We start from the raw sequence: 18466 nt of genomic DNA, 5'->3' as shown, positions 1-18466 counted from the left end.
CCCCGATTCAGCGGAAAGCCGGCAGGCCGAGCGGCGAGAACAGTTTCATTGGCGGATATCGTGGGGCTCGAAAGCGCGGCAGGGTCCGAGGATCGTCGCGACGACGACCGCGTTCTGCACCTCGCGACGGCCGCCGAGCAGCGACGCTCGGGAAAAGCGCCGTCGCGGCGGCGCGCGCGAAGCCTCGGGCGCAGCGCTGCGTCCGAATCCACCGGCGACCGGGGCGGAAACCGCGGACGCGGCCGGGGCGTCCTCCGGCGCCTCGGGAATCTGCTCAAGACGCTCGTCCCAGGCGGGCTCCGGCGGCGCTTGCGGTCCGAATCGCTTCATCAGGTATTGGAACAGCACGATGGCCAGAAAGATCAGCACATAGAGCAGTTCCGCCGGGACATCTTTCATGGGATTGGTCCTAGTTGGGCTCGGTGGCAAGCGGCGCGTTTTCGGCGCCGGCGATTTCTTCGCGCATGCTCGTGTCGGTCTGCAGGTTCTTCATGCGGTAATAGTCCATGATGCCGAGGTTGCCCTGACGGAAGGCCTCGGCCATGGCGCGCGGCACTTCGGCCTCGGCTTCCACGACGCGCGCACGCATCTCCTGCTCCAGGGCGACGGCCATGGCGCGGCGCTCCTCGGCCTTGGCCTGGGCGATCTGCTTGTCGGCATTGGCCTGGTCGATCTGCAGCTTGGCGCCGATGTTCTCGCCCACGGTCACGTCGGCGACGTCGATCGACAGGATCTCGTAGGCCGTGCCGGCGTCGAGGCCCTTGGAGAGGACGTGCTTCGAGATGTGATCCGGACTCTCCAGGACGCTCTTGTGGCTCGCCGAGGAACCGATGGTGCTGACCATGCCTTCGCCGACGCGCGCGATGATCGTCTCCTCGCCGGCGCCGCCCACCAGCCGGTCGATGTTGGTGCGCACCGTGACCAGGCAGACGGCGATGAGCTGGATGCCGTCCTTGGCCACCGCTGCGATCTTCGGCGTCTGGATCACCTTTGGCAGCACCGACATCTGCACCGCCTCGAGAACATTGCGTCCGGCCAGATCGATGGCTGCCGCGCGCTTGAAGGGCAGGGGGATGTTGGCCTTGTCCGCCGAAATCATGGCGTTGACCACCCTGACGACATTGCCGCCCGCCAGAAAGTGGGCTTCGAGATCGTTGCTGGAAATATCCAGGCCGGCCTTCACCGCGCTGATCCGCGCCGTGACCACCGTGGCCGGCGGCACGCGGCGCAGGCGCATGGCGATCAGGGTGAACAGTCCGACGTAGGCCCCCGAAGCCCAGGCGGAAATCCAGAGCGGAACGGGCACGAGATACAGGATGAAGGCGAGCCCCGCCACCACTGCTATGAGCAGGCCCAGACCGCCCGTCATGCCCGTCATGCCAATCAGGATGTCATTCATTTCATATTCCTTTGTTGCCGATGTGCGGTATTCGCCGCACGACGATTGCCGCGGAAGCCGCGACTACTCATTGCTGTTCAGGCCCATGAAGCCGGTCAGTGCGAACACGGCGGGTTGGTCGAGGCTCATTGCGGTCTCCATTCGTTGTGTGAATGAAGAGTGGAAAGGCGCTCGCGGCAGAAGGCGGCGATGTCGTCCGCCGGCATGGCACGCGCGAAATGCCAACCCTGCGCCAGGTGGCAGCCGTGCGCGCGCAGCCAGGCGAGTTGGCCGGCGGTCTCCACGCCCTCGGCCAGCGTGCGGGCGCCCAGGGCCTCGGCCATGGCGATGATGGCGGCGGTGATGGCCGCATTTTCGGCGTCCTCCGGCAGACCGGCGACGAAGGACATGTCGATCTTCAGCAGGTCGACGCGGACATGCTTCATGCTTGCGAGCGACGAATAACCGGTGCCAAAGTCGTCGATGGCGAGGTGCACCCCGGTATCGGTCATGGCGCGCAGGCGCGTGCGCGCCTGGTTGATGTCGCGCATCGTCACGCTTTCGGTGATCTCGATCTCGAGGGCTTCGGGCGGCACGGCGTGGCGGGCGAGCCGGTGCCGGATGTCGTCGGGAAGATCCGGCGCCCGCAGTTGCGCCGCCGAGAGGTTCACCGCCATGCGCAGTTCCAGTCCCTGCGCGCGCCAGTCGGCAAGCTGGGTCAGCGCGGTTTCCAGCGCCCAGTCGCCCAGCGCGTCGATCAGCCCGCAATCCTCGCCGACCGGGATGAATTCGCCCGGCGGCACCCAGCCCCAGTCGGCGTGGCGCCAGCGCATCAGCGCTTCGACCCCGGCCACGCGCCCGCTGGTGATTTCGATCTGCGGCTGATAGTGCAGGCACAACTCGCCGCGGGCCAGGGCGTCGCGCAAGCAGGTTTCGATTTCGATGCGCCGCCGCGCGGCAAGCCCGAGTTGCGGCGTATGAAATTGGTAGGCGCTGCCCTTCTCGGTGAGGGCCGGCGCGAGGGCGACGCGGGCTGCGCGCAGGAGATCCTCGGGCGAGCGGCCGTCGTCGGGGTGGCAGGCGATGCCCAGATCGCACTCGAGCGCCAGCCGCTGGCCGCCCGCCGTGAAGGGGTCGGCGAAGCGCAACAGCAGTTGCATTGCGACCCGTTCGGCGCCCCGTGCATCGGCATGCAGCAGGAGGGCGAATTCGTCGCCTTCGAGCCGGGCGACGGAATCCTCCGCGCGGACGCACCGTCGCAGGCGGGCGGCGGCCTCCACCAGTAGGGCCTGGCTACTCGCCTCGCCGAGGGGGCCGGCGAGGCGCCTGAAATCGGCCAGGCCCATCAGCATCACCGTCAGCGGCGCCCCGTCGCGCTGCGCCATGGCAGCGGCTTGCGTCAGGCGGTCGAGGAAGAGGTCGCGGTTGGGCAGGCGCGTGACCGGGTCGAAATAGGCGAGTTCGTGGATGCGCGCCTCGTGGACCTTGCGCTCGCTGATGTCGCGGATGATCTTGAGCAGGTAGGCGTGACCGGCATCCTCGATCAGGCGCACGCTGGCCTCGACCGGAAAATGCCGGCCGTCGGCCCGCCGGTGCTCGGTCTCGAAGGTCAGGGCGCCGGCCGTGCGCAGGTGGTCCAGATCTTCCTGGAGGTGGCGGCGCGCCTCTGGCGTCCGCAGATCGGCCAGCGCCCGCCCGACGAGCCGGTCGTGCGGCACGCCGTAAGCCTCGACCGCCCGCTCGTTGCATTCGAGGATGCGGCCCTCGGTGTCGGCGAACAGCATGATGTCGTTGGCGAAACGGAATATGTGTTCGTAACGGCTTGCGTTGGCGGCAGGTGTCTTCATGTCGGTCTACAGGCGAGGGAAAGGCGCGAAAGGGGAATAGGCGGCGCTGACGGGGCGGCGCGCCTCACGGCACCACCATCACGGGAAGTGCAGACTGGTCCATGACCTTGTAGGCCACCGAGCCCAACAGCAGGCTTTCGACCATGTTGAGGCCGCGGCTGCCGATGACGATGCCACTGGCCTGCAATTGCGCCGCCAGCGCGGGGATGCGCTCGGCAGGATCGCCCATCGCGATGTGCAGGCGCCAGGGCGAGCCGGTGGCGTCGAGCAGGGCGCGCGCTCGCGCCGTGGCGCCCAGTCCCCGGTGCGCGAGTTCCGCCTCGGCGGCCTCCTTCGACAGCCAGGGCTGCACATGGACGAGATGCAGGGCGCAGGCGGTCGTTTCAGCGGTGTCCCGCGCCGCCTGAGCGACGGCGCGCAGGGCGTTGTCCGAGTTGTCCACCGCGACCAACCAGGGATTGACGCGGGGCGCGGCGAGCGGCGGCGTGCTGTCGAAGACGAGGCCGACCAGGCGGCCGCCTCCCTGACATGCACGCGGTGCGCCTTGCGCACGGCGTCCCGGTCGGAAGCCATAACTATGGTCGGAGAACGTCGGATCAATTCTGCGCTGCAAGACTTGCAGCAGGGCTTGCTGGATCAGCCGATCCGTCACCGTCGGAATCCCCAGTTCGCGCACCCCGCCGTCGGGCTTCGGGATCTGGACGCGGCGCACCGGCAGGGGCCGGTAGCTGCCATCCAGCAAGGACTCCCGAATCCGAGGCCAGTGCGTTCTCAGGTAGTCCGCCGTCCCGGCAATCGACAACCCATCCACCCCAGCACTGCCGCGATTGGATTTGACGCGTTTCCACGCCGCCTCCATGTTCGCGCTCGCGAGCGCCTGCGCAAGCAGGTCCTCTCGCCCCGGGCTTCCAGTTGCATGACGCGCCGTCCGTGCTTCATCACGCACCGCCTTGGGCTCGGCTTCACCTCGCCCTCCCGCGTTGCGCCCCAGTTTCCCAGGCTTCTGATGCACTGCACGTCCGAGCGACACGGCCTTCGGCCCTCCTACTCGTTCGGCCCTTCATCGGGGGGTTTCGGTCTCGCCGGCCCAGCCCCAACTACTACGGCCTCTGCTGACTTCTCGCTCCAGCTCAACACCGTCGCCCTTTCAGGCACTAGGCGAGATCTCCCCAGGTAAGAACGCACTCCTTCGCTGCACAACCGCCGAACTTACGCCACTTCGCCTTGATCACGAGAGCTTCGCGGTTCACTGCCCGCTCGCCCTGCTCGGCAGCGCCTTCTATCCGGTTCTTGTTCATCGGCTCGCAGCTTATGCTCCACGCTTCCTTCCCACGCTCGGTCGCCCTCACGCAGTTGCGCTTCACTTCGTTCGCTGTGATCAACTCACGGCGGGACTTGCACCCGCAGGAGTGCGCCCATGCTGGGCGCACAATGAAGCCGGCCCACATCGGGCCGGTGGCGAAGCTGACGGCGGCAGTTTCTTGCATGCGGATGTCCTCAGGCGCGCATCAGCGCCATGACCTGGCCGGCGTCGAGCGTCGCGGCTTTCTGCCGAATCTGCGGCAGGTATTGCGTTTGCAACTGCTTGGCGGGGCCGAGCAGGCCCTGGAAAGTCTCGCGCAGCAGGGCGGTGCTCATCGTGCGTCCGCCGGCGTAGTAGCGCCGGGCGACCTGGCCCAGCGCATAGGTGGTGGCGAAGGAGAAGGCCATGCCTGTCGCGCTGGCGCCAACCTTGCCGAAAGTCTTGCCCGCCGCCTTGCCGAGCAGCCCGCCCAAGAGCTTGCGGCCGAACTGCTCAAGGTATTGCGAGGTGAGGCCGATGCCGGCGGCGGCGATGAATTCCTTGATGTGACCCTGGTCGAGCGTCACCCCATGGGCTTTGCCGATGCCGTAGACCATCTTGATCTGCAGCGGGATGATCGCCATCGAGGCCCAGGACTGCGGCAGCAGTTCCAGCGCGCCGGCGAGCAGCGCGTTATTGAGGATGGACTGGTCCAGATCGGTCGTGGCTGCCGCCGGAGCGGGGGCTGTAGTCGCTGCCGTGGACGCCGCGGGTTGCGGCGGGACGAACTCGGTCTGATCGACCAGCAGGTCCACCTCGCCCTCGATCAGTTCGGTCTCGATGGCCGGCAGCGCGAGCAGATGTTTAAGTTCGTCGAGGAAGCGTCGCTCGGCCTCCATCAGCCGGCCGTCGGCCTCGCACACGCAAAGGGCTGTCTCGTAGGCGAACTGGCGCTGGTCGTGATCGGTCAGCATCGCAACGGCCGACGCCAGGGGCAGGCGCTCGAGCAGGACATCCTGGTACAGGCAGGCCAGGTCCGAAGCGCCGCTCTCGCCCGCCAGGTTTTCGGCGACGCGGCGCACCGCGTCGCGCTCGCGCTCGTCCTTCGCGCCGTCGGCGAAGGCCGCATGGATGACGATGGCGAGCATGGCTCTGTGTTCTTCGCGGGCCATAGGCGAATTTTCTCGAAAATCAGTCATGGCAGGACGGCGATGATCGTCGCCTTGACCTTGCCCTGCGGCAGTTGCGCGATCTTGAAGCGCACCCGGTCCTCGCCCTTGTGGAATTCATGCTCCTCGCCCTCGGGCGTGGCGGACGTTACCCTCTGGGCGTAGCCCTGGGCGGCGAAGCCCTGCACGTAATGGTCGAGCACGGCTGCGTAGTCGGCGCGGCCCTCGTAGCGCACCGTGATCTCGCTGCCTTCGCGGTGCCAGTGCGAGCGCGCGAGGCCGGGGTAGCGCGCCACCGGGCCGACATCCGTGCCCGACACGTCGCGCGGCGGCGGCTCGGGCTTGAGTGCCGGTACGAGTTCGCCGAGTCTTTCCCGCGCACCGGGGACAGCCTGCTCCACCTGCGCAGTGACGGCGCGCGCCGCTTCGGGAGCGGCCGCGACGCCTTCGCGGGCCATGCCGAACAGCCAGCCGGCCACACCAATGGCGGCCCAGATCGCAAGCGCCGCCAGCGCGGCCAGGACGACGGCGATGAGGATCCAGGTGCGGCGGCCGATCGCGAAAACGCGGCCGACGAAGTCCTGCAGCAATCGGTTGGCGAGCGGACGCATATCAATCCTCCGTGGGGTGGGGCGGCACCGGACCGAACTCGCGCTGCCTGGACAAGCGGCGTTCGAGGGCGCGCGCGGCGCGGTCGATGGACCGGTCGATGGCGAGATAGAGGTCGGCGGCGGTTTCCTCGATCACCACAGCGCGCATGCGGGGCAAGGGAATGCGCAACTGGCAGCGCTTGTCCTGGCCGCCGCGCGGCCCGTTGATGTCGGTGAGGCGCAGGACGACCTTGCCGATGTTGTGGCGCGCCCAGTCCAGGGCGAAGTTCAGCCGCCGCTCGGCGTGGTCGCGCAGGCCGTCGGTCAGATCGAACCCCTGGGCCCGGATGTCGATGTGCATTTCCCTGCTCCTGGACGGGTGAAGACAGTTGAACGATAGCGAGGTGCAGTGCTCTAATAAAGCCGAAAATTCATCGCATACATTTCGGAAAAATTTGAGCAATGGGCGTCAATCTCAAGCATCTCCGCTATTTCTGGACGGTTGCCCGCACGGGAGGCGTCACGCGTGCGGCGGAGCGGCTCGACCTCACGCCCCAGACCATCAGCGGACAGGTTCGGCAACTGGAGGAGGATCTCGGCGCGGCGCTGTTCCGGCCGGCCGGCCGTGGCCTGGAATTGACCGAAGCCGGGCGCGTTGCCCTGTCATATACCGACGAGATCCTGCAACTAGGCGAGGAAATGGCGCAGGCCGTCGCCGCGCGCCAGGGGCAGCCCATACCGGTGCTGCGCATCGGCATCACCGACGTGGTGCCCAAGTCGTTCGCCTACCGCCTGCTGGCGCCGGTGGGCGACCTGCCTGAGCCCGTCCGACTGGTGTGCCGCGAGGGGAGCATCGACATGCTGCTGGCCGAGTTGGCCTTGCATCGGCTGGACCTGCTGGTCGCCGACCGGCCGATGCCTCAGGGCCTGGCCGTGCGTGGGCACAGCCACAAGCTGGGCGAGAGCGCGCTGGCTTTTTTTGCGACGCCGGCGCTGTGCCAGGATGCACCGGCGTTTCCCGACTGTCTCGACGGCGCGCCCTTGCTCTTGCCGGGCGCGGGCGCGGCGGTGCGTGGCCATATCGACCGCTGGCTGAACGATCGGCGCCTGACGCCGCGTCTGATGGGCGAGTTCGACGACGGGGCGCTGATGAAGGCCTTCGGGCAAGCCGGTGTCGGATATTTCCCCGCGCCGGCGGTGCTGGCCGACGAAATCTGTGCACGCTACGGCGTGCAGTGCGTCGCCACGGTTGACGAGATACGCGAAGGGTTCTGGCTCATCACCGCCGAGCGGCGCATCAGCCACCCGGCCATCGTCACGGTGGTCGAGTCCGCGCGGACGGCGCTGTTCGCGACGCAACGCGCTACTCACCAAACCCCTCGCGACGCGGGGTTGACGAGCGATGCGCGGAGCAAGCCAATGTAGGATGGAAACGCTGCCGTACCCATTCCCCAAGCCGCCGTTGTGCCAGCATCTGCTCGCAGACCAAATCCATCGTGGAAATGGGGCGGTGATCGCGAATGAAAGACTGATCCTCGACCCCCAATCGGTCAAGCTCTTGCTGTTGGCGGCTTGTCCATGCACGGAAATTCCTGCACAGGAGCTGCAGAGGGGGATAGCAGGGCAATCGCACCTTCATGTCATAACCCCAAGCAGCTCGGCGCGAAATTCGTCAATCGTCGCCGCCAGCATGCGCTTGGACTTGATGCTCGCCTTGCGCGTCGTGTTGAGCCGCAGCAGGTTCATCGCGATGTGACGAACGATGGCGAAATTGTTGGCGGCGTAGCCGCTGCGCACCCGTGATTGATCCTCGTTAAACTGCACATCCAGACACCAGTGAAGCCGATTCTCCACCTCCCAGTGACTGCGCACGGCCCGAGCGATGCGCTCGGCGTCGGCGGGCAGGCTGCTGATGTAGAAGACGCGCTCGGTGCTGGTGTGATCGCCCACGGTGCGAATGCGCTCGACCACCGCGAAACTGGCCATATCCAGCCAGTCCTCGGACTTGTAGAGGCGGTCGATCGCGGCGTAGGCGCGGCATCGGCGGATTTCGATGCGGCCGTGGTCCTTGATCATGGTCTCGTGGGTCGAACTCGGCGTCAGCGGCCCTCGCGGATCGATGTCGGCGAACAAGATCGAGTCGTGCAGGTTCGGATGGTTCTCCTTCACGCACAGCACGTAATGCGCGCCGCGCTCGCGGATCGTGCGGGCGATCTTCGTCTGGGTGCCCATCGCGTCGATCGTCACCACGCAGCCCTCGATCGCCAACTTGGCAAGCAGTTCGGGAATCGCGGTGATCTCGTTCGACTTCTCGGCGGTCGCCGTCTGGCCCAGCACGACGCCCATGCCCGCCGCAAACGCGCTCACCAGGTGCAACGGGCTGGCGTCGGTCCTGCCCTTGCCGCCCGAGCGCCGGCTCGTCTTGCCGTCGATCGCCACGACCGTATCCCCGGCCAGCGCCGGCACCACCATGCCCACCCAGCGCCGGAACGCGGACTCGAACTCGTCGGGCGCGATCAGGCCGAACACGCGTCCGATCGTGTCGTGAGACGGGATGCCATGCTCAAGCTTCATGAAGCCTCGCAACCAGTCGATCTTGGCCTCGGCCCACAACTCGATGTCGACGAAGTCGTCGACACCCGAGAGCACCGCGCACACCGCCACCGTCAGCAACTCGGCCAGGTCGTGGCGCGCATGCCGCGCGCTGCGCGGGTCGGAAATCGAGACGAACACCTGCGTCAGCGGCATGATGTTTCCTGCCTTCATGGGATGCCCAAAAAGGTAGGAAACTACACACTTTATGACAATGTGAACAGAGGTCTCGCAAGGTCATGAAAGTTAAAGAGTTATTGATTGGGGCTATGCGAAGTCGGTGCGATTGCCCTGAGGGGGATAGCGACAGGTAAGGGTTGGTCGGCGGTGTATCGCTGAACAGGACTCGCGGGTCTTGCAACAGGTAGCAGCGTGATGCAAAAGGCTGTGAACGATCCGAAAAGCTGCCTGTCATAGACGTATCTCCAGATCCCTTGCACAGTAACGATGCGCGGCCAACTCGACCCCCAGTCCTCGATGTTCCACTACTTCTCGCCGGAGTCGCGTGTGCCGGCGGATCATCCGCTGCGACGGGTGAAGCGTTTGGCCGACCGTGCCCTGGGCGCGATTTCTGGGGAGTTGGACGCGCTGTACTCCTCGGTCGGTCGCCCATCGATTCCGCCAGAGCGACTGCTCAAGGCGCAATTGCTGATTGCGCTGTATTCGGTTCGCTCGGACCGGCAGTTCTGCGAACAACTCGACTACAACATCCTGTTCCGCTGGTTCCTCGACATGGATCTCGAGAGCCCGACGCTGGACCAGTCGAACTTCAGCCGCCTGCGCGAACGCCTGGTTGCCACCGACGTGGCCCGACGCTTCTTCGATGAGGTCGTCAATCTGGCCCGCAAGCAGAAGCTGCTGTCCTCGGACCACTTCACGGTCGACGGCACGCTGATCGACGCCTGGGCTTCGTTCAAGAGCTTCAAGCCCAAGGATGGCACCCCGCCCAAGGACGGTGATGACGGCACCGGGATGGTCGACTTCAAGGGCGAGAGGCGCTCGAACGCCACGCATCAAAGTACGACCGATCCCGAGTCTCGACTCATGCGCAAGGGCAACGGCCAGCCGGCCAAGCTCAGCTATGGCGGGCATGTGCTCATGGAGAACCGCAATGGGCTGTGCGTCGACATCCTCATCACCGAATCGACCCAGGCCGAGCACCGTGCCGCGCGGCAGCTGCTCACTCGCGCACGTCGACGGCACATTCACCCCAAGACGCTCAGCGCCGACAAGGGCTATCACGTGAAGGAATTTGTCGGGCACCTGCGCGAGCACGCGGTGCGACCGCACATCGCGCGCATCAAGGATCGGAAGACGCCCGGCCTGGATGGTCGAACCACCCGAACCGAGGGCTACCAGCTCAGCCAGCGAAAGCGAAAGCGCGTCGAGGAGATCTTCGGTTGGTTGAAAACGGTCGGCGGATTGCGAAAGACCCGTTTCATCGGCCAGGCGAAGACCCAGATGGCGGCCTTCATTTCCGGTGCTGCATACAACCTGCTCCGAATCGCGAAATTGAGCGTTTCGGAGGTGAAGGCATGAGCACAGGCGCGCAAACGGACCTTCGTGGTCGCCGTTGCGGCCACGAAGACAATTCGAACGCGGTGCGAAGGCGATTCCGGAAAACGATGTCACGATGAAATTCGACCTGAACCTCAGTGCTGGCGCGGTACCGCCGGCTCTTGCATCAGCCTGGTAGCCGTGGAGTCTCCGCGACTTCCGAGGCCCCGAAACTGCGCACGTCCAGATGTTCAGGCCGTTGTGCTGCTTGCGGTGCAGTTGCAGCTTTTCGAAGCGTTTCTGCACCCATTGCCAATCGGCCACCTGGTCCTGCTTGGCAAGGAAGGCGGTCTTGGGGTGCTCCTGGGCGTAGCGCTGGAACGCGCCGGGACTGACCAGATAGACGGTATCGGCGATCGTATGCACCAGTGCCTTGGCGTCATTGATGATGGGCTTGCGCTCTTCGATACGCTGACACAGCCAGGCGATGAAATGCTCATCTGATGGCGTCTCCGCTAATCTCGGAGTCGACGGAGGCGCTGGCGCCATCGAGTCGACCAGTGCCCTTGACTCACGGGACTCGACAGACAGCTCCTCCAGGGTTGGAGGAAGCGCTTCGGTGGTTGACGAGAGGTCAGCCGAAGCAATATCGGGAGTGCCGAGCAGATCCAGGACCGCTTTGACGCCACCGCCGCCTGGTGGTGCCGGGAAGGGCTCGGATGTGTCCGAATCCGCCACGGCTGGCAGAGGCACCGGAGTAGCTGGGTCCTCCTCGTCCTGCACCACCGTCACGGTACCGGCGAACGGCGGGGGACGCATGTCGCTTTCCCAGATCACGGATGGCGCGAGGCGCAGGAGCGTGAAGGTATGGGACCATCCGACATCGCTGGTGATGGTGGCCTTCCAGATCGCCTTGCCATCCGGCGTCGGTTGCACGATGCCGTGATCCTGCAGCACGTTGAACACCGCCGTGTTGCTCGCCGGGATGCCGCCGAGTTCCTGGGCGACCGATGCCTCGTCGGCCTGCACGACCAGTTCGCCGAGCGTGCCGGCATGCTCGTACTGACCGACCCACGCGAGGCTTTCTGAGCGCGCGCTCGTCACAGAATCAGGCACTTGCGGTGCCGCCTGTTCGAAGCGCACCGCGTTTCCAAGGAGATATCACCCATGATCACCAAGTTCCTCGCAGCTGCCATCCTGGCCTGCTCCGCCCTTGCATCCGCTCCGGCACTCGCGCATGGCGGTGCCGCCCCCAAGCACGGCGGAATCGTGCAGACCGCAAGCGACCTGTCGTTCGAACTCGTTGCTGGCGAGGGGGCTGCGATGGTGTATGTCGAGGATCACGGCAAGCCCATGGTCCCGGCCGGCATGAGCGGCAAGCTGACCGTGCTCAACGGCACCGAGAACTTGGAAGCTCCGCTGGTCGTGAGCGGCGACAAGCTGGAAGCCAAGGGCGTCAAACTCGCCAAGGGCGCAAAGGTGGTGGCCGCTATCAACACCGCCGAACAGAAGGCCATTACCGTGCGTTTCACCGTGCGCTGAGCGCTCACTGCGCCTGCACTTGCGGCGCAGCCCTGCGGCTGTCTCGCCTCCGCCATCGAGCGGAACAGGCGGCGCAGAATCGCCTCGACGGCCAACTGGCTGACGGCGAGTCGAGCGCAGGCCAGTGCGTGAGTTTGACCAGTCCGTCGAGTGACACGGTAAGATGCCGATCATCGATATGGCTGTAGCCGCAATTTGACAGCAGGATGACAAGTGAGCGACTTGAAGCAGAAGCACTGGCACCAACTGCCCGACGAAGAGGTACTCAGGCTGCTTGCCACGAATGGGCAGACGGGCCTGGATCGGATTGCAGTAGAAGAGCGACGACATCAACACGGACCAAACTCGCTGGCCAAGCGAGTTGGCGATGGACCCTTGTTGAGGTTTCTGCTGCAGTTCAATCAGGCGCTGGTCTACATTCTGCTTGTCGCGGTGATAATCAAGCTCTCCTTGGGAGCCTGGGTCGATGCAGCGGTGATCTTCGGCGTGGTGCTGCTCAATTCGATCATCGGATTCGTCCAGGAGGGCAAGGCGCTCAGTGCGCTCGAGGCGTTGTCGCGCGCCTTGAAGATGGAGACCACCGTCTTGCGGTCCGGAGAAAGGCAGCGCATCGACGCAGCCGGACTCGTACCAGGGGACATCGTCCTTCTCGCCTCCGGCGATAAGGTGCCCGCAGATCTTCTCCTGTTGCGCAGCCGCAGCCTGCAGATCGACGAGTCGGCCCTGACTGGCGAATCAGTACCGGTGGACAAGTGCCCTGGCGTTCTGGAACTCGAGACGCCGCTCGCCGACCGGACGAACATGGCATACTCTTCCACCTTGGTCACGTATGGCACAGGCGTCGGCGTCGTTGTCGAAACGGGGGACAGCACCGAGATCGGCCGCATTTCGGAGCTCATCGCCAGCGCCGATGTAATCGCCACACCGCTGACGCGCAAGATCGCCGACTTCAGCAGGCTGTTGCTCTACGCGATCCTGGGGCTGGCTGCCCTCACCTTTGCCGTGGGTCTGTGGCATGGGCAGCATTGGGTTGACCTGTTCATGGCCGCCGTTGCCCTGTCGGTTGCGATGATCCCGGAAGGGCTGCCCGCCGTGCTGACGATCACTCTTGCCATTGGTGTCGCGCGCATGGCAGAACGCAATGCGATCATCCGCCGGCTACCTGCAGTCGAGACGCTCGGCAGCACTACCGTGGTGTGCTCGGACAAGACAGGAACGCTCACTCGCAATGAGATGACGGTCCAGCGACTCTGGGCCGACGGCAAGACGTTCGAGCTCAGCGGCATCGGCTACGCGCCGGAGGGCGAGTTGCGAAGTGATGGTGAGCGTCACTCCGCCGCAGAGCACGGGGTTGTGCGCGAGTTGCTGCGTGCCGGCCTCCTGTGTAATGACGCGGTGCTCAAGCGTGACGGTGATGCGTGGCGAATCGAGGGTGACCCGACCGAGGGGGCGCTGCTGGTCGCGGCTGGCAAGGCCGGTCTCGATGCTCGGGCCGAAAGCGCTCGTGCCGCCAGGCTGGAGACGATTCCGTTCGAGTCCCAGCATCAATACATGGTCACCCTGCATGGCGGAGACAGTCCGGCCGCCTACCTCAAGGGGTCGGTTGAAAGGATCCTCGAGCGCTGCACGGCCATGCTCGGCGAGGACGGAGTAGTCCGCGCGCTCGACGCTGACGAGGTCCTTCGCCAGGTCAATGCCATGGCCGGTCAGGGGCTACGAGTGCTGGCGTTCGCCCGGATGGCCGTCGCGCGCGGGACTACCGACATCGATCACCAGGATGTCCGCGGCGGCCTCACCTTTCTGGGTCTGCAGGGCATGATCGATCCGCCGCGCGAGGAGGCGATCCGCGCCGTGCGGGCCTGCCAGGAAGCGGGGATCAAGGTCAAGATGATCACCGGCGATCACGCCGCGACCGCGGCTGCCATCGCCGGCCAGATCGGCTTGGCGGGAACCTCGGGACATGCGGAGGTGCTCATCGGGCGCGAGCTCGAAGAACTCACCGATACCGAATTGATCGACGCTGCCGCGCACACCGCCGTGTTTGCACGGGTGACGCCCGAACAGAAGCTGCGCTTGGTCGAGGCCCTCCAGGCACGCGGGGAGGTGGTGGCGATGACAGGCGATGGCGTAAACGACGCGCCGGCGCTGCGAAGGGCCGACATTGGCGTCGCGATGGGCATCACCGGCACGGAGGTCTCGAAGGAGGCTGCGGACATGGTGCTCACCGATGACAACTTCGCCACCATCGAAGCTGCTGTAGAAGAAGGCCGCGGCGTCTTCGACAACCTGATCAAGTTCATCACCTGGATCTTGCCGACCAATGCCGGTCAGGGCCTGGTGATCATCGCTGCGGTGATGGCGGCGCAGCCGCTGCCGGTTCTGCCGGTTCAGGCGCTGTGGATCAACATGACCACGGCCGTGCTACTTGGCCTCACCCTGGCTTTCGAGCCGCGGGAGCGGGACATAATGAGTCGCCCGCCCAGGTTGTCCGCTGCACCAATCCTCAATGGCGAATTGATCAAACGCATCCTGCTGGTCGGTCTGCTGCTTCTCGTGGGTAGCTTCGGCCTGTTCGAATGGGCGTTGCATAACGGCCGCAGCGAGCAGGAGGCGAGGACGATCGCAGTGAACGTCTTCGCGGTCGGGCAATCATTCTATCTGCTCAACTGCCGTTCGCTGCGTTACTCCATGTTCCGTCTGGGGCTGTTCAGTAATCCTTGGATCTGGGGTGGCATCGGGGCGATGACGGCAGTGCAGTTGCTGTTCACCTATCTCCCGCTGATGAACACGCTTTTCCACACTGCGCCGATCGGCTGGATGGACTGGGGGCAGATCGTCGCGGTCGGCCTCGCCATCTATCTGATGATCGAAGGCGAAAAGGCTTGGAGAAGACGTGGCGCAAACACCAAGCAACGCGCTGAGCCCCGGGGCTCGCGCGGGCTGGCTGGGTAACAGCTCGGCCCCCTTGGAATCAGCTTATTTCGCGCAGACGCAGATGAATACAAGCAACGAGAAGGATGACAAGCGAGAGAACAAGAGGGGCACGATCCCCGTGCTGGACTGGATCATCGAGCGGGTTGCCCGCGTGCTGGCGATGATCATGGTGCTGGTGATCATCTGGGGGGTCGCCGACGTTCTTTATGTCTTGTATCTGAGGCTGATGGCGCCGCCATTCATGCTGCTCGAGATCAAGGACATCCTGGCGACCTTCGGAGCCTTCATGGCGGTTCTGATAGCGATAGAGATCTATCACAATATCATTCTGTACACCGAGAATGACAAAAGCCACCACCTTGCGGTGGAGATCGTGCTTGGAACTGCGCTGATGGCGATCGCACGCAAGGTGATCATTCTCGACTTCGACGATGTCGCACCCGACTATCTTTACGGTACGGCAGCGATCACGTTCGCCCTCGCAGTCGGCTACTACCTGATTGTGATGAGGCCAAGAAAGCACAAAGAAGCCTGCGGAGAGGGATGACGCGTGCCGATCGATAGCCTCGAGCGTCTCTTCATTGCCATCCCGGGTCAATGGGAGAGGGCGATCGCGACCGTCCTTATGATTTTAGTCGGCGCAGCGCTCACGCATCTCTGGGCCCGCTATCTGGCGCGCGGGGATGTCATCTCCAACGAGAAGCGTCGGGTTCATCTGGTCTGGGTCCGCAACACAATCTGGTTCGTCGTACTGTTCGTGATCATTTCGGTCTGGGCGTCGACGATCGCGGGCTTTGCGCTGTCGCTGGCTGCGGTCGCGGGTGCCATGTTGATCGTCAGCAAGGAATTGCTGATGTGTGTACTCGGCTACCTTTATCTGACGCTGGTCCGGCCTTTCAAGGTCGGAGACCTGATTGAGTCCAGCCTGTTCAGCGGCCGAGTCATCGACATCGACATGTTCGCGACCACCCTGGCCGAGCATGGCCACGCAGGCCAGGTCACCGGGAAGGTTGTCGAATTTCCCAACGGCCTGCTCCTGACAACACCGGTCAAGAACGTGTCCCCGACCGGCGAATACGTGCTGTACCTGATGAGGGTTCCCGTTCCGGTTGCGATGGTGCGCGACCTTGACAGCATCGAAGATGCGGCGAGAACGGCTGCAGAACTTGCGACCTGTGAATGGCAGGAGCAGGCAGCAGCCCACTTCCGTAAGCTCGCGAACGAAGACTTTATCTCCTACTCGTCAGGCCGGATCAAGGTGCTCTGGGATTTCGACGATGCCGAGCACCTCGCGCTCATCATCCGATTGGTCTGCCCCAATGCACTGCGACTGAAGGTCGAGCAGGCGGTGTTCAGGGCGATCTGGCACGCAGTCAATGCACAAGGTTCCGATCAACGGCTGCTCGGGGGGGGGGGCTGCGCCGGGCTTGACGTCTGAGAATCAGACCGCCAGCTTGTCGCAGGGGGCTAATAGGCAAGAAGGTGCGGAACGCTCACGGCAAAGGACTCGCTGATGCGCCCTCCGCCGTGCCGGCCCGCGACGATCAGGTCGGCGTCGAGTGCGCGCGCCGCATCAGGCACCACAGTATTGGGTTTGCCGTGTGCGATTTCGCGCTCGTCGATACCGAGCAGTTCCGGGTCAGAAAGCAGGGCGTCGAGGTTGCGCTGGGCGACAAGCGACTCCCTGTCGGCAAACGCTCGATTTCGGCTTCAAGGAAGCGCTTGTTCCGCAACTTGGCCTCGAATGGCGCAGCGTAGTCATGCACCTTGACTCCGGTACGCTTCGCCACGACCAGTGCTGCGCGCAGCACTGCCTCTGATGAAGTCATCATCCTTCCAATCATTGAGGCACGGACGAAGGACCCGAAGTCTGCATTCGATGCCTTTCTAACAGGCGCACTGCTTCATCGCATCCACCCCTTGCGCTTGGTATAGATCAGCGGCAACACCGCGGTCATGAGCGTCAGCAGCATCAGGCTTCGTGGTACCGGTGTGCAAACTACCGGGGCCGTTACGCAGAGATCCGGCAGCACTGCGCAGTTTCCACGGTGCCAGTGCGCAACCGCGATGGCGTTCGGCGCCCAGCCTATATTGCGCCGCCGCGCAGTTGATCGCCGTAATGTAATCCTGAGCAGCCCATGACGTTCGCTGCCGTTGTCGCATCTAACCGGAGAGCGCCGATTCCGGTTTGACGGTCGCTTCCGTCGCCCCCCTGGAGTCGACTACCCACCCTGCTCGTTTTCACGGTGGCTCGACATGCCAGCTCCCATACCCAACCCGCTTGTTGCGCAGTGGCGCCTGCTTGCGGCCGGACTCTTGGCTGCGCTGCTCGGCCCCTCCGCCTGGGCCGACGATGTCATCGTCGTCACCGACAGCCATCATCCGGTGCAGGCCCCGGCCGGCGTGCGGATCATCGAGCTGGACCAGGCCACGCGCATCGAGGTCGAACTCGCCGCGCACCTGCCGGCGGACCCGCAACAGGCCGCAGCCCTGGTGCGGCAGCGGTTGCATGACGGTGGCGAGGCCCTGCAGCGCCGCATCGCCCACGCCTACCAAGGTGTCGCGGATGCCTGGGGACTGGGCATCGCCAAGATTCCCGCCGTGGTGGTCGATCGACGCTACGTGGTCTACGGCGAGCCCGACGTGTCCCGCGCCGTCGCGCGCATCAACGCCTACCGGAGCACGCAGCCATGAGCCTCCTGCTGGCACGCCGGCGCCTGCGCGCCACCGTTGCCTCGCTGCTGCTGGGCACGGCCACATCGACGTTCGCCCTGGACACCGCCACCATCGTTTCCTCGGCGCTGTCCCCCGACTGCCTCGAATACCGCGTGGTCGGAATCTGCTACTGGCTGTACTGCACGCCCTTCGGCTGCTCGGTGCGCACCTCCGTCAAGGTGCGCCACTACGTCCCCGATGCGGTGGTGTCGAGCTACTCGAACACCGGCGAAAACCCGTGGCTGGAAGTCAGGGCGATGAGCATGCCCAACCCGACCGCCAAGGCTGGCGGTGACGGCACGACCAATCACGACAACGAGAACAACCTCGCCAAGTTCAAGAACGCCGATGTCATCGGCCATCCGGCCGGGATGGTGTTCAGCCAGTTCGCCAGCGCCTCCGGCTACACCTGCGAAGGCGCTGGCACGGCCTTCATGCCGTATCTGCTGAGCACGCTCGACACGATCGCCTGGCGCTACAACATCCCGGAAGCGTTCTACCCCGAAGCGCTCATCCCCGGCCGGCGCGAAATCGGTACGCGCACCGGCCTGAACCTCTGGGGCAACGTGTATCCCCGCGGTGGCTTCCTGCACCAGACCGACGACCACAAGAGCGGCGCCGTGGTCGCGCAGCGCGCGGGCGACATCGTGACGCGCCGCAACCAGATTCACGTGTATCAGCCCCTGCTGGCCAACGCCCGCGACGGCTACTGGCCGGCCGGCGCGCTGATGGAGACCGACGCCTCGACGGGCAAGTGGCAGGAGCTGACGCCCACGCTCTCGAACAGTTGCGTGGTCTTCCCGCACAGCCGCTCCCGCGTGCAGGCCCAGCAGGGCGACTACGCCTGGGCCTTGTGGCGGCCGTACTCCTGCTGCCGGCGCCGTGGCCAGGTCTTCCTCGGCAGCGTCGATTTCATGTGA

20 protein-coding genes and 1 pseudogene are annotated in these 18466 nt (G+C 64.9%); 10 read left to right on the top strand and 11 right to left on the bottom strand.

What is annotated here, in order from left to right; translation table 11 throughout:
• Nucleotides 1-45: 45 nt before the first annotated feature.
• The 8 genes from LQF09_RS19010 to LQF09_RS18975 form a co-directional block, all read right to left on the bottom strand.
• Nucleotides 46-399: a hypothetical protein gene (locus tag LQF09_RS19010; protein WP_270068739.1), complete on the bottom strand. Its 354-nt coding sequence runs from the start codon at nt 397-399 to the stop codon at nt 46-48.
• 10 nt (nt 400-409) lie between these two features.
• Nucleotides 410-1399 carry a flotillin-like protein FloA gene (floA, locus tag LQF09_RS19005; protein ID WP_270068738.1) on the bottom strand — a complete coding sequence of 330 codons (990 nt, stop codon included), beginning with the start codon at nt 1397-1399 and terminating at the stop codon, nt 410-412.
• A 125-nt stretch (nt 1400-1524) separates the two neighbouring features.
• Nucleotides 1525-3162, bottom strand: a complete 1638-nt coding sequence (locus LQF09_RS19000) for a putative bifunctional diguanylate cyclase/phosphodiesterase (protein ID WP_270068737.1) — start codon at nt 3160-3162, stop codon at nt 1525-1527.
• 127 nt (nt 3163-3289) lie between these two features.
• A complete protein-coding gene (locus LQF09_RS18995; protein ID WP_270068736.1) occupies nt 3290-4255 on the bottom strand; it encodes a universal stress protein in 966 nt (321 codons plus the stop codon).
• 124 nt (nt 4256-4379) lie between these two features.
• Nucleotides 4380-4712 carry a hypothetical protein gene (locus tag LQF09_RS18990; protein ID WP_270068735.1) on the bottom strand — a complete coding sequence of 111 codons (333 nt, stop codon included), beginning with the start codon at nt 4710-4712 and terminating at the stop codon, nt 4380-4382.
• 10 nt (nt 4713-4722) lie between these two features.
• Entirely contained in the window at nt 4723-5679 is a 957-nt protein-coding gene (locus LQF09_RS18985) for a YcjF family protein (protein ID WP_270068734.1), read from the bottom strand.
• 23 nt (nt 5680-5702) lie between these two features.
• Nucleotides 5703-6287, bottom strand: coding sequence for a hypothetical protein (locus LQF09_RS18980; RefSeq protein ID WP_270068733.1), 585 nt, complete (start codon nt 6285-6287; stop codon nt 5703-5705).
• A gap of 1 nt (nt 6288) precedes the next feature.
• Nucleotides 6289-6627, bottom strand: a complete 339-nt coding sequence (locus LQF09_RS18975) for an HPF/RaiA family ribosome-associated protein (RefSeq protein WP_270068732.1) — start codon at nt 6625-6627, stop codon at nt 6289-6291.
• A gap of 101 nt (nt 6628-6728) precedes the next feature.
• Here LQF09_RS18975 and nhaR point away from each other — a divergent pair, with 101 nt between their 5' ends.
• Nucleotides 6729-7691: a transcriptional activator NhaR gene (gene nhaR, locus LQF09_RS18970; protein WP_270068731.1), complete on the top strand. Its 963-nt coding sequence runs from the start codon at nt 6729-6731 to the stop codon at nt 7689-7691.
• Nucleotides 7692-7901: 210 nt separating this feature from the next.
• Here the strand turns inward: nhaR and LQF09_RS18965 are convergent, their stop codons facing one another.
• Nucleotides 7902-9032 carry an ISAs1 family transposase gene (locus tag LQF09_RS18965; RefSeq protein ID WP_270068686.1) on the bottom strand — a complete coding sequence of 377 codons (1131 nt, stop codon included), beginning with the start codon at nt 9030-9032 and terminating at the stop codon, nt 7902-7904.
• 273 nt (nt 9033-9305) lie between these two features.
• Here LQF09_RS18965 and LQF09_RS18960 point away from each other — a divergent pair, with 273 nt between their 5' ends.
• Nucleotides 9306-10397, top strand: a complete 1092-nt coding sequence (locus LQF09_RS18960) for an IS5 family transposase (RefSeq protein ID WP_270068730.1) — start codon at nt 9306-9308, stop codon at nt 10395-10397.
• A 213-nt stretch (nt 10398-10610) separates the two neighbouring features.
• Here LQF09_RS18960 and LQF09_RS18955 read toward each other — a convergent pair.
• A pseudogene (locus LQF09_RS18955) lies at nt 10611-11312 on the bottom strand (conjugal transfer nickase/helicase domain-containing protein); the annotation flags it as partial.
• Here LQF09_RS18955 and LQF09_RS19710 point away from each other — a divergent pair.
• The 5 genes from LQF09_RS19710 to LQF09_RS18935 all read left to right on the top strand — a co-directional run bounded on the left by LQF09_RS19710 (nt 11223) and on the right by LQF09_RS18935 (nt 16269).
• Nucleotides 11223-11444 (top strand): hypothetical protein, encoded by a 222-nt coding sequence (locus tag LQF09_RS19710; protein WP_443081768.1) that lies wholly within the window; start codon nt 11223-11225, stop codon nt 11442-11444. The pseudogene LQF09_RS18955 and the gene LQF09_RS19710 overlap by 90 nt on opposite strands.
• Before the next feature lie 78 nt (nt 11445-11522).
• Nucleotides 11523-11897 (top strand): hypothetical protein, encoded by a 375-nt coding sequence (locus tag LQF09_RS18950; protein WP_270068729.1) that lies wholly within the window; start codon nt 11523-11525, stop codon nt 11895-11897.
• Nucleotides 11898-12110: 213 nt separating this feature from the next.
• The gene (locus tag LQF09_RS18945) at nt 12111-14849 is read left to right on the top strand and encodes a cation-transporting P-type ATPase (RefSeq protein ID WP_270068728.1); all 2739 of its coding nucleotides are present in this window, start codon (nt 12111-12113) and stop codon (nt 14847-14849) included.
• A 43-nt stretch (nt 14850-14892) separates the two neighbouring features.
• Nucleotides 14893-15378, top strand: a complete 486-nt coding sequence (locus tag LQF09_RS18940; RefSeq protein ID WP_270068727.1) for a phosphate-starvation-inducible PsiE family protein — start codon at nt 14893-14895, stop codon at nt 15376-15378.
• Between the two features lie 3 nt (nt 15379-15381).
• The gene (locus tag LQF09_RS18935) at nt 15382-16269 is read left to right on the top strand and encodes a mechanosensitive ion channel family protein (protein ID WP_270068726.1); all 888 of its coding nucleotides are present in this window, start codon (nt 15382-15384) and stop codon (nt 16267-16269) included.
• 29 nt (nt 16270-16298) lie between these two features.
• On the opposite strand, the gene LQF09_RS18930 is transcribed toward LQF09_RS18935, so the two are convergent.
• On the bottom strand, nt 16299-16412 hold the full coding sequence (locus tag LQF09_RS18930) for a hypothetical protein (protein ID WP_270068725.1): 114 nt from the start codon (nt 16410-16412) through the stop codon (nt 16299-16301).
• Between LQF09_RS18930 and LQF09_RS18925 the strand changes: the two genes are divergently transcribed.
• The 3 genes from LQF09_RS18925 (at nt 16359) to LQF09_RS18915 (ending at nt 18466) form a co-directional block, all read left to right on the top strand.
• Complete coding sequence (locus LQF09_RS18925) at nt 16359-16589, top strand: hypothetical protein (RefSeq protein WP_270069916.1); 231 nt, start codon at nt 16359-16361, stop codon at nt 16587-16589. The two genes, LQF09_RS18930 and LQF09_RS18925, sit on opposite strands and share 54 nt — an antisense overlap.
• A gap of 498 nt (nt 16590-17087) precedes the next feature.
• Nucleotides 17088-17525 (top strand): TIGR03757 family integrating conjugative element protein, encoded by a 438-nt coding sequence (locus LQF09_RS18920; RefSeq protein WP_270068724.1) that lies wholly within the window; start codon nt 17088-17090, stop codon nt 17523-17525.
• Nucleotides 17522-18466: a TIGR03756 family integrating conjugative element protein gene (locus LQF09_RS18915; protein WP_270068723.1), complete on the top strand. Its 945-nt coding sequence runs from the start codon at nt 17522-17524 to the stop codon at nt 18464-18466. The genes LQF09_RS18920 and LQF09_RS18915 overlap by 4 nt, the downstream gene beginning before the upstream one ends.

It is taken from the genome of Thauera sp. WB-2, from assembly GCF_027594845.1.
Taxonomy (GTDB): Bacteria; Pseudomonadota; Gammaproteobacteria; order Burkholderiales; family Rhodocyclaceae; genus Thauera; species Thauera mechernichensis.
This window is presented reverse-complemented; position numbering and strand designations above follow the sequence as displayed.

Bases quoted from the DNA above. Each gene is read 5' to 3' on its own strand.
- LQF09_RS18920 (WP_270068724.1), top strand. From the start codon at position 17,088: ATGCCAGCTCCCATACCCAACCCGCTTGTTGCGCAGTGGCGCCTGCTT.
- LQF09_RS18950 (WP_270068729.1), top strand. From the start codon at position 11,523: ATGATCACCAAGTTCCTCGCAGCTGCCATCCTGGCCTGCTCCGCCCTT.
- nhaR (WP_270068731.1), top strand. From the start codon at position 6,729: ATGGGCGTCAATCTCAAGCATCTCCGCTATTTCTGGACGGTTGCCCGC.
- LQF09_RS18980 (WP_270068733.1), bottom strand. From the start codon at position 6,287: ATGCGTCCGCTCGCCAACCGATTGCTGCAGGACTTCGTCGGCCGCGTT.
- LQF09_RS18985 (WP_270068734.1), bottom strand. From the start codon at position 5,679: ATGGCCCGCGAAGAACACAGAGCCATGCTCGCCATCGTCATCCATGCG.
- LQF09_RS19010 (WP_270068739.1), bottom strand. From the start codon at position 399: ATGAAAGATGTCCCGGCGGAACTGCTCTATGTGCTGATCTTTCTGGCC.
- LQF09_RS18915 (WP_270068723.1), top strand. From the start codon at position 17,522: ATGAGCCTCCTGCTGGCACGCCGGCGCCTGCGCGCCACCGTTGCCTCG.
- LQF09_RS18990 (WP_270068735.1), bottom strand. From the start codon at position 4,712: ATGCAAGAAACTGCCGCCGTCAGCTTCGCCACCGGCCCGATGTGGGCC.
- LQF09_RS18965 (WP_270068686.1), bottom strand. From the start codon at position 9,032: ATGAAGGCAGGAAACATCATGCCGCTGACGCAGGTGTTCGTCTCGATT.
- LQF09_RS19710 (WP_443081768.1), top strand. From the start codon at position 11,223: ATGGGACCATCCGACATCGCTGGTGATGGTGGCCTTCCAGATCGCCTT.
- floA (WP_270068738.1), bottom strand. From the start codon at position 1,399: ATGAATGACATCCTGATTGGCATGACGGGCATGACGGGCGGTCTGGGC.
- LQF09_RS18960 (WP_270068730.1), top strand. From the start codon at position 9,306: ATGCGCGGCCAACTCGACCCCCAGTCCTCGATGTTCCACTACTTCTCG.
- LQF09_RS18940 (WP_270068727.1), top strand. From the start codon at position 14,893: ATGAATACAAGCAACGAGAAGGATGACAAGCGAGAGAACAAGAGGGGC.
- LQF09_RS18975 (WP_270068732.1), bottom strand. From the start codon at position 6,627: ATGCACATCGACATCCGGGCCCAGGGGTTCGATCTGACCGACGGCCTG.
- LQF09_RS19000 (WP_270068737.1), bottom strand. From the start codon at position 3,162: ATGCTGTTCGCCGACACCGAGGGCCGCATCCTCGAATGCAACGAGCGG.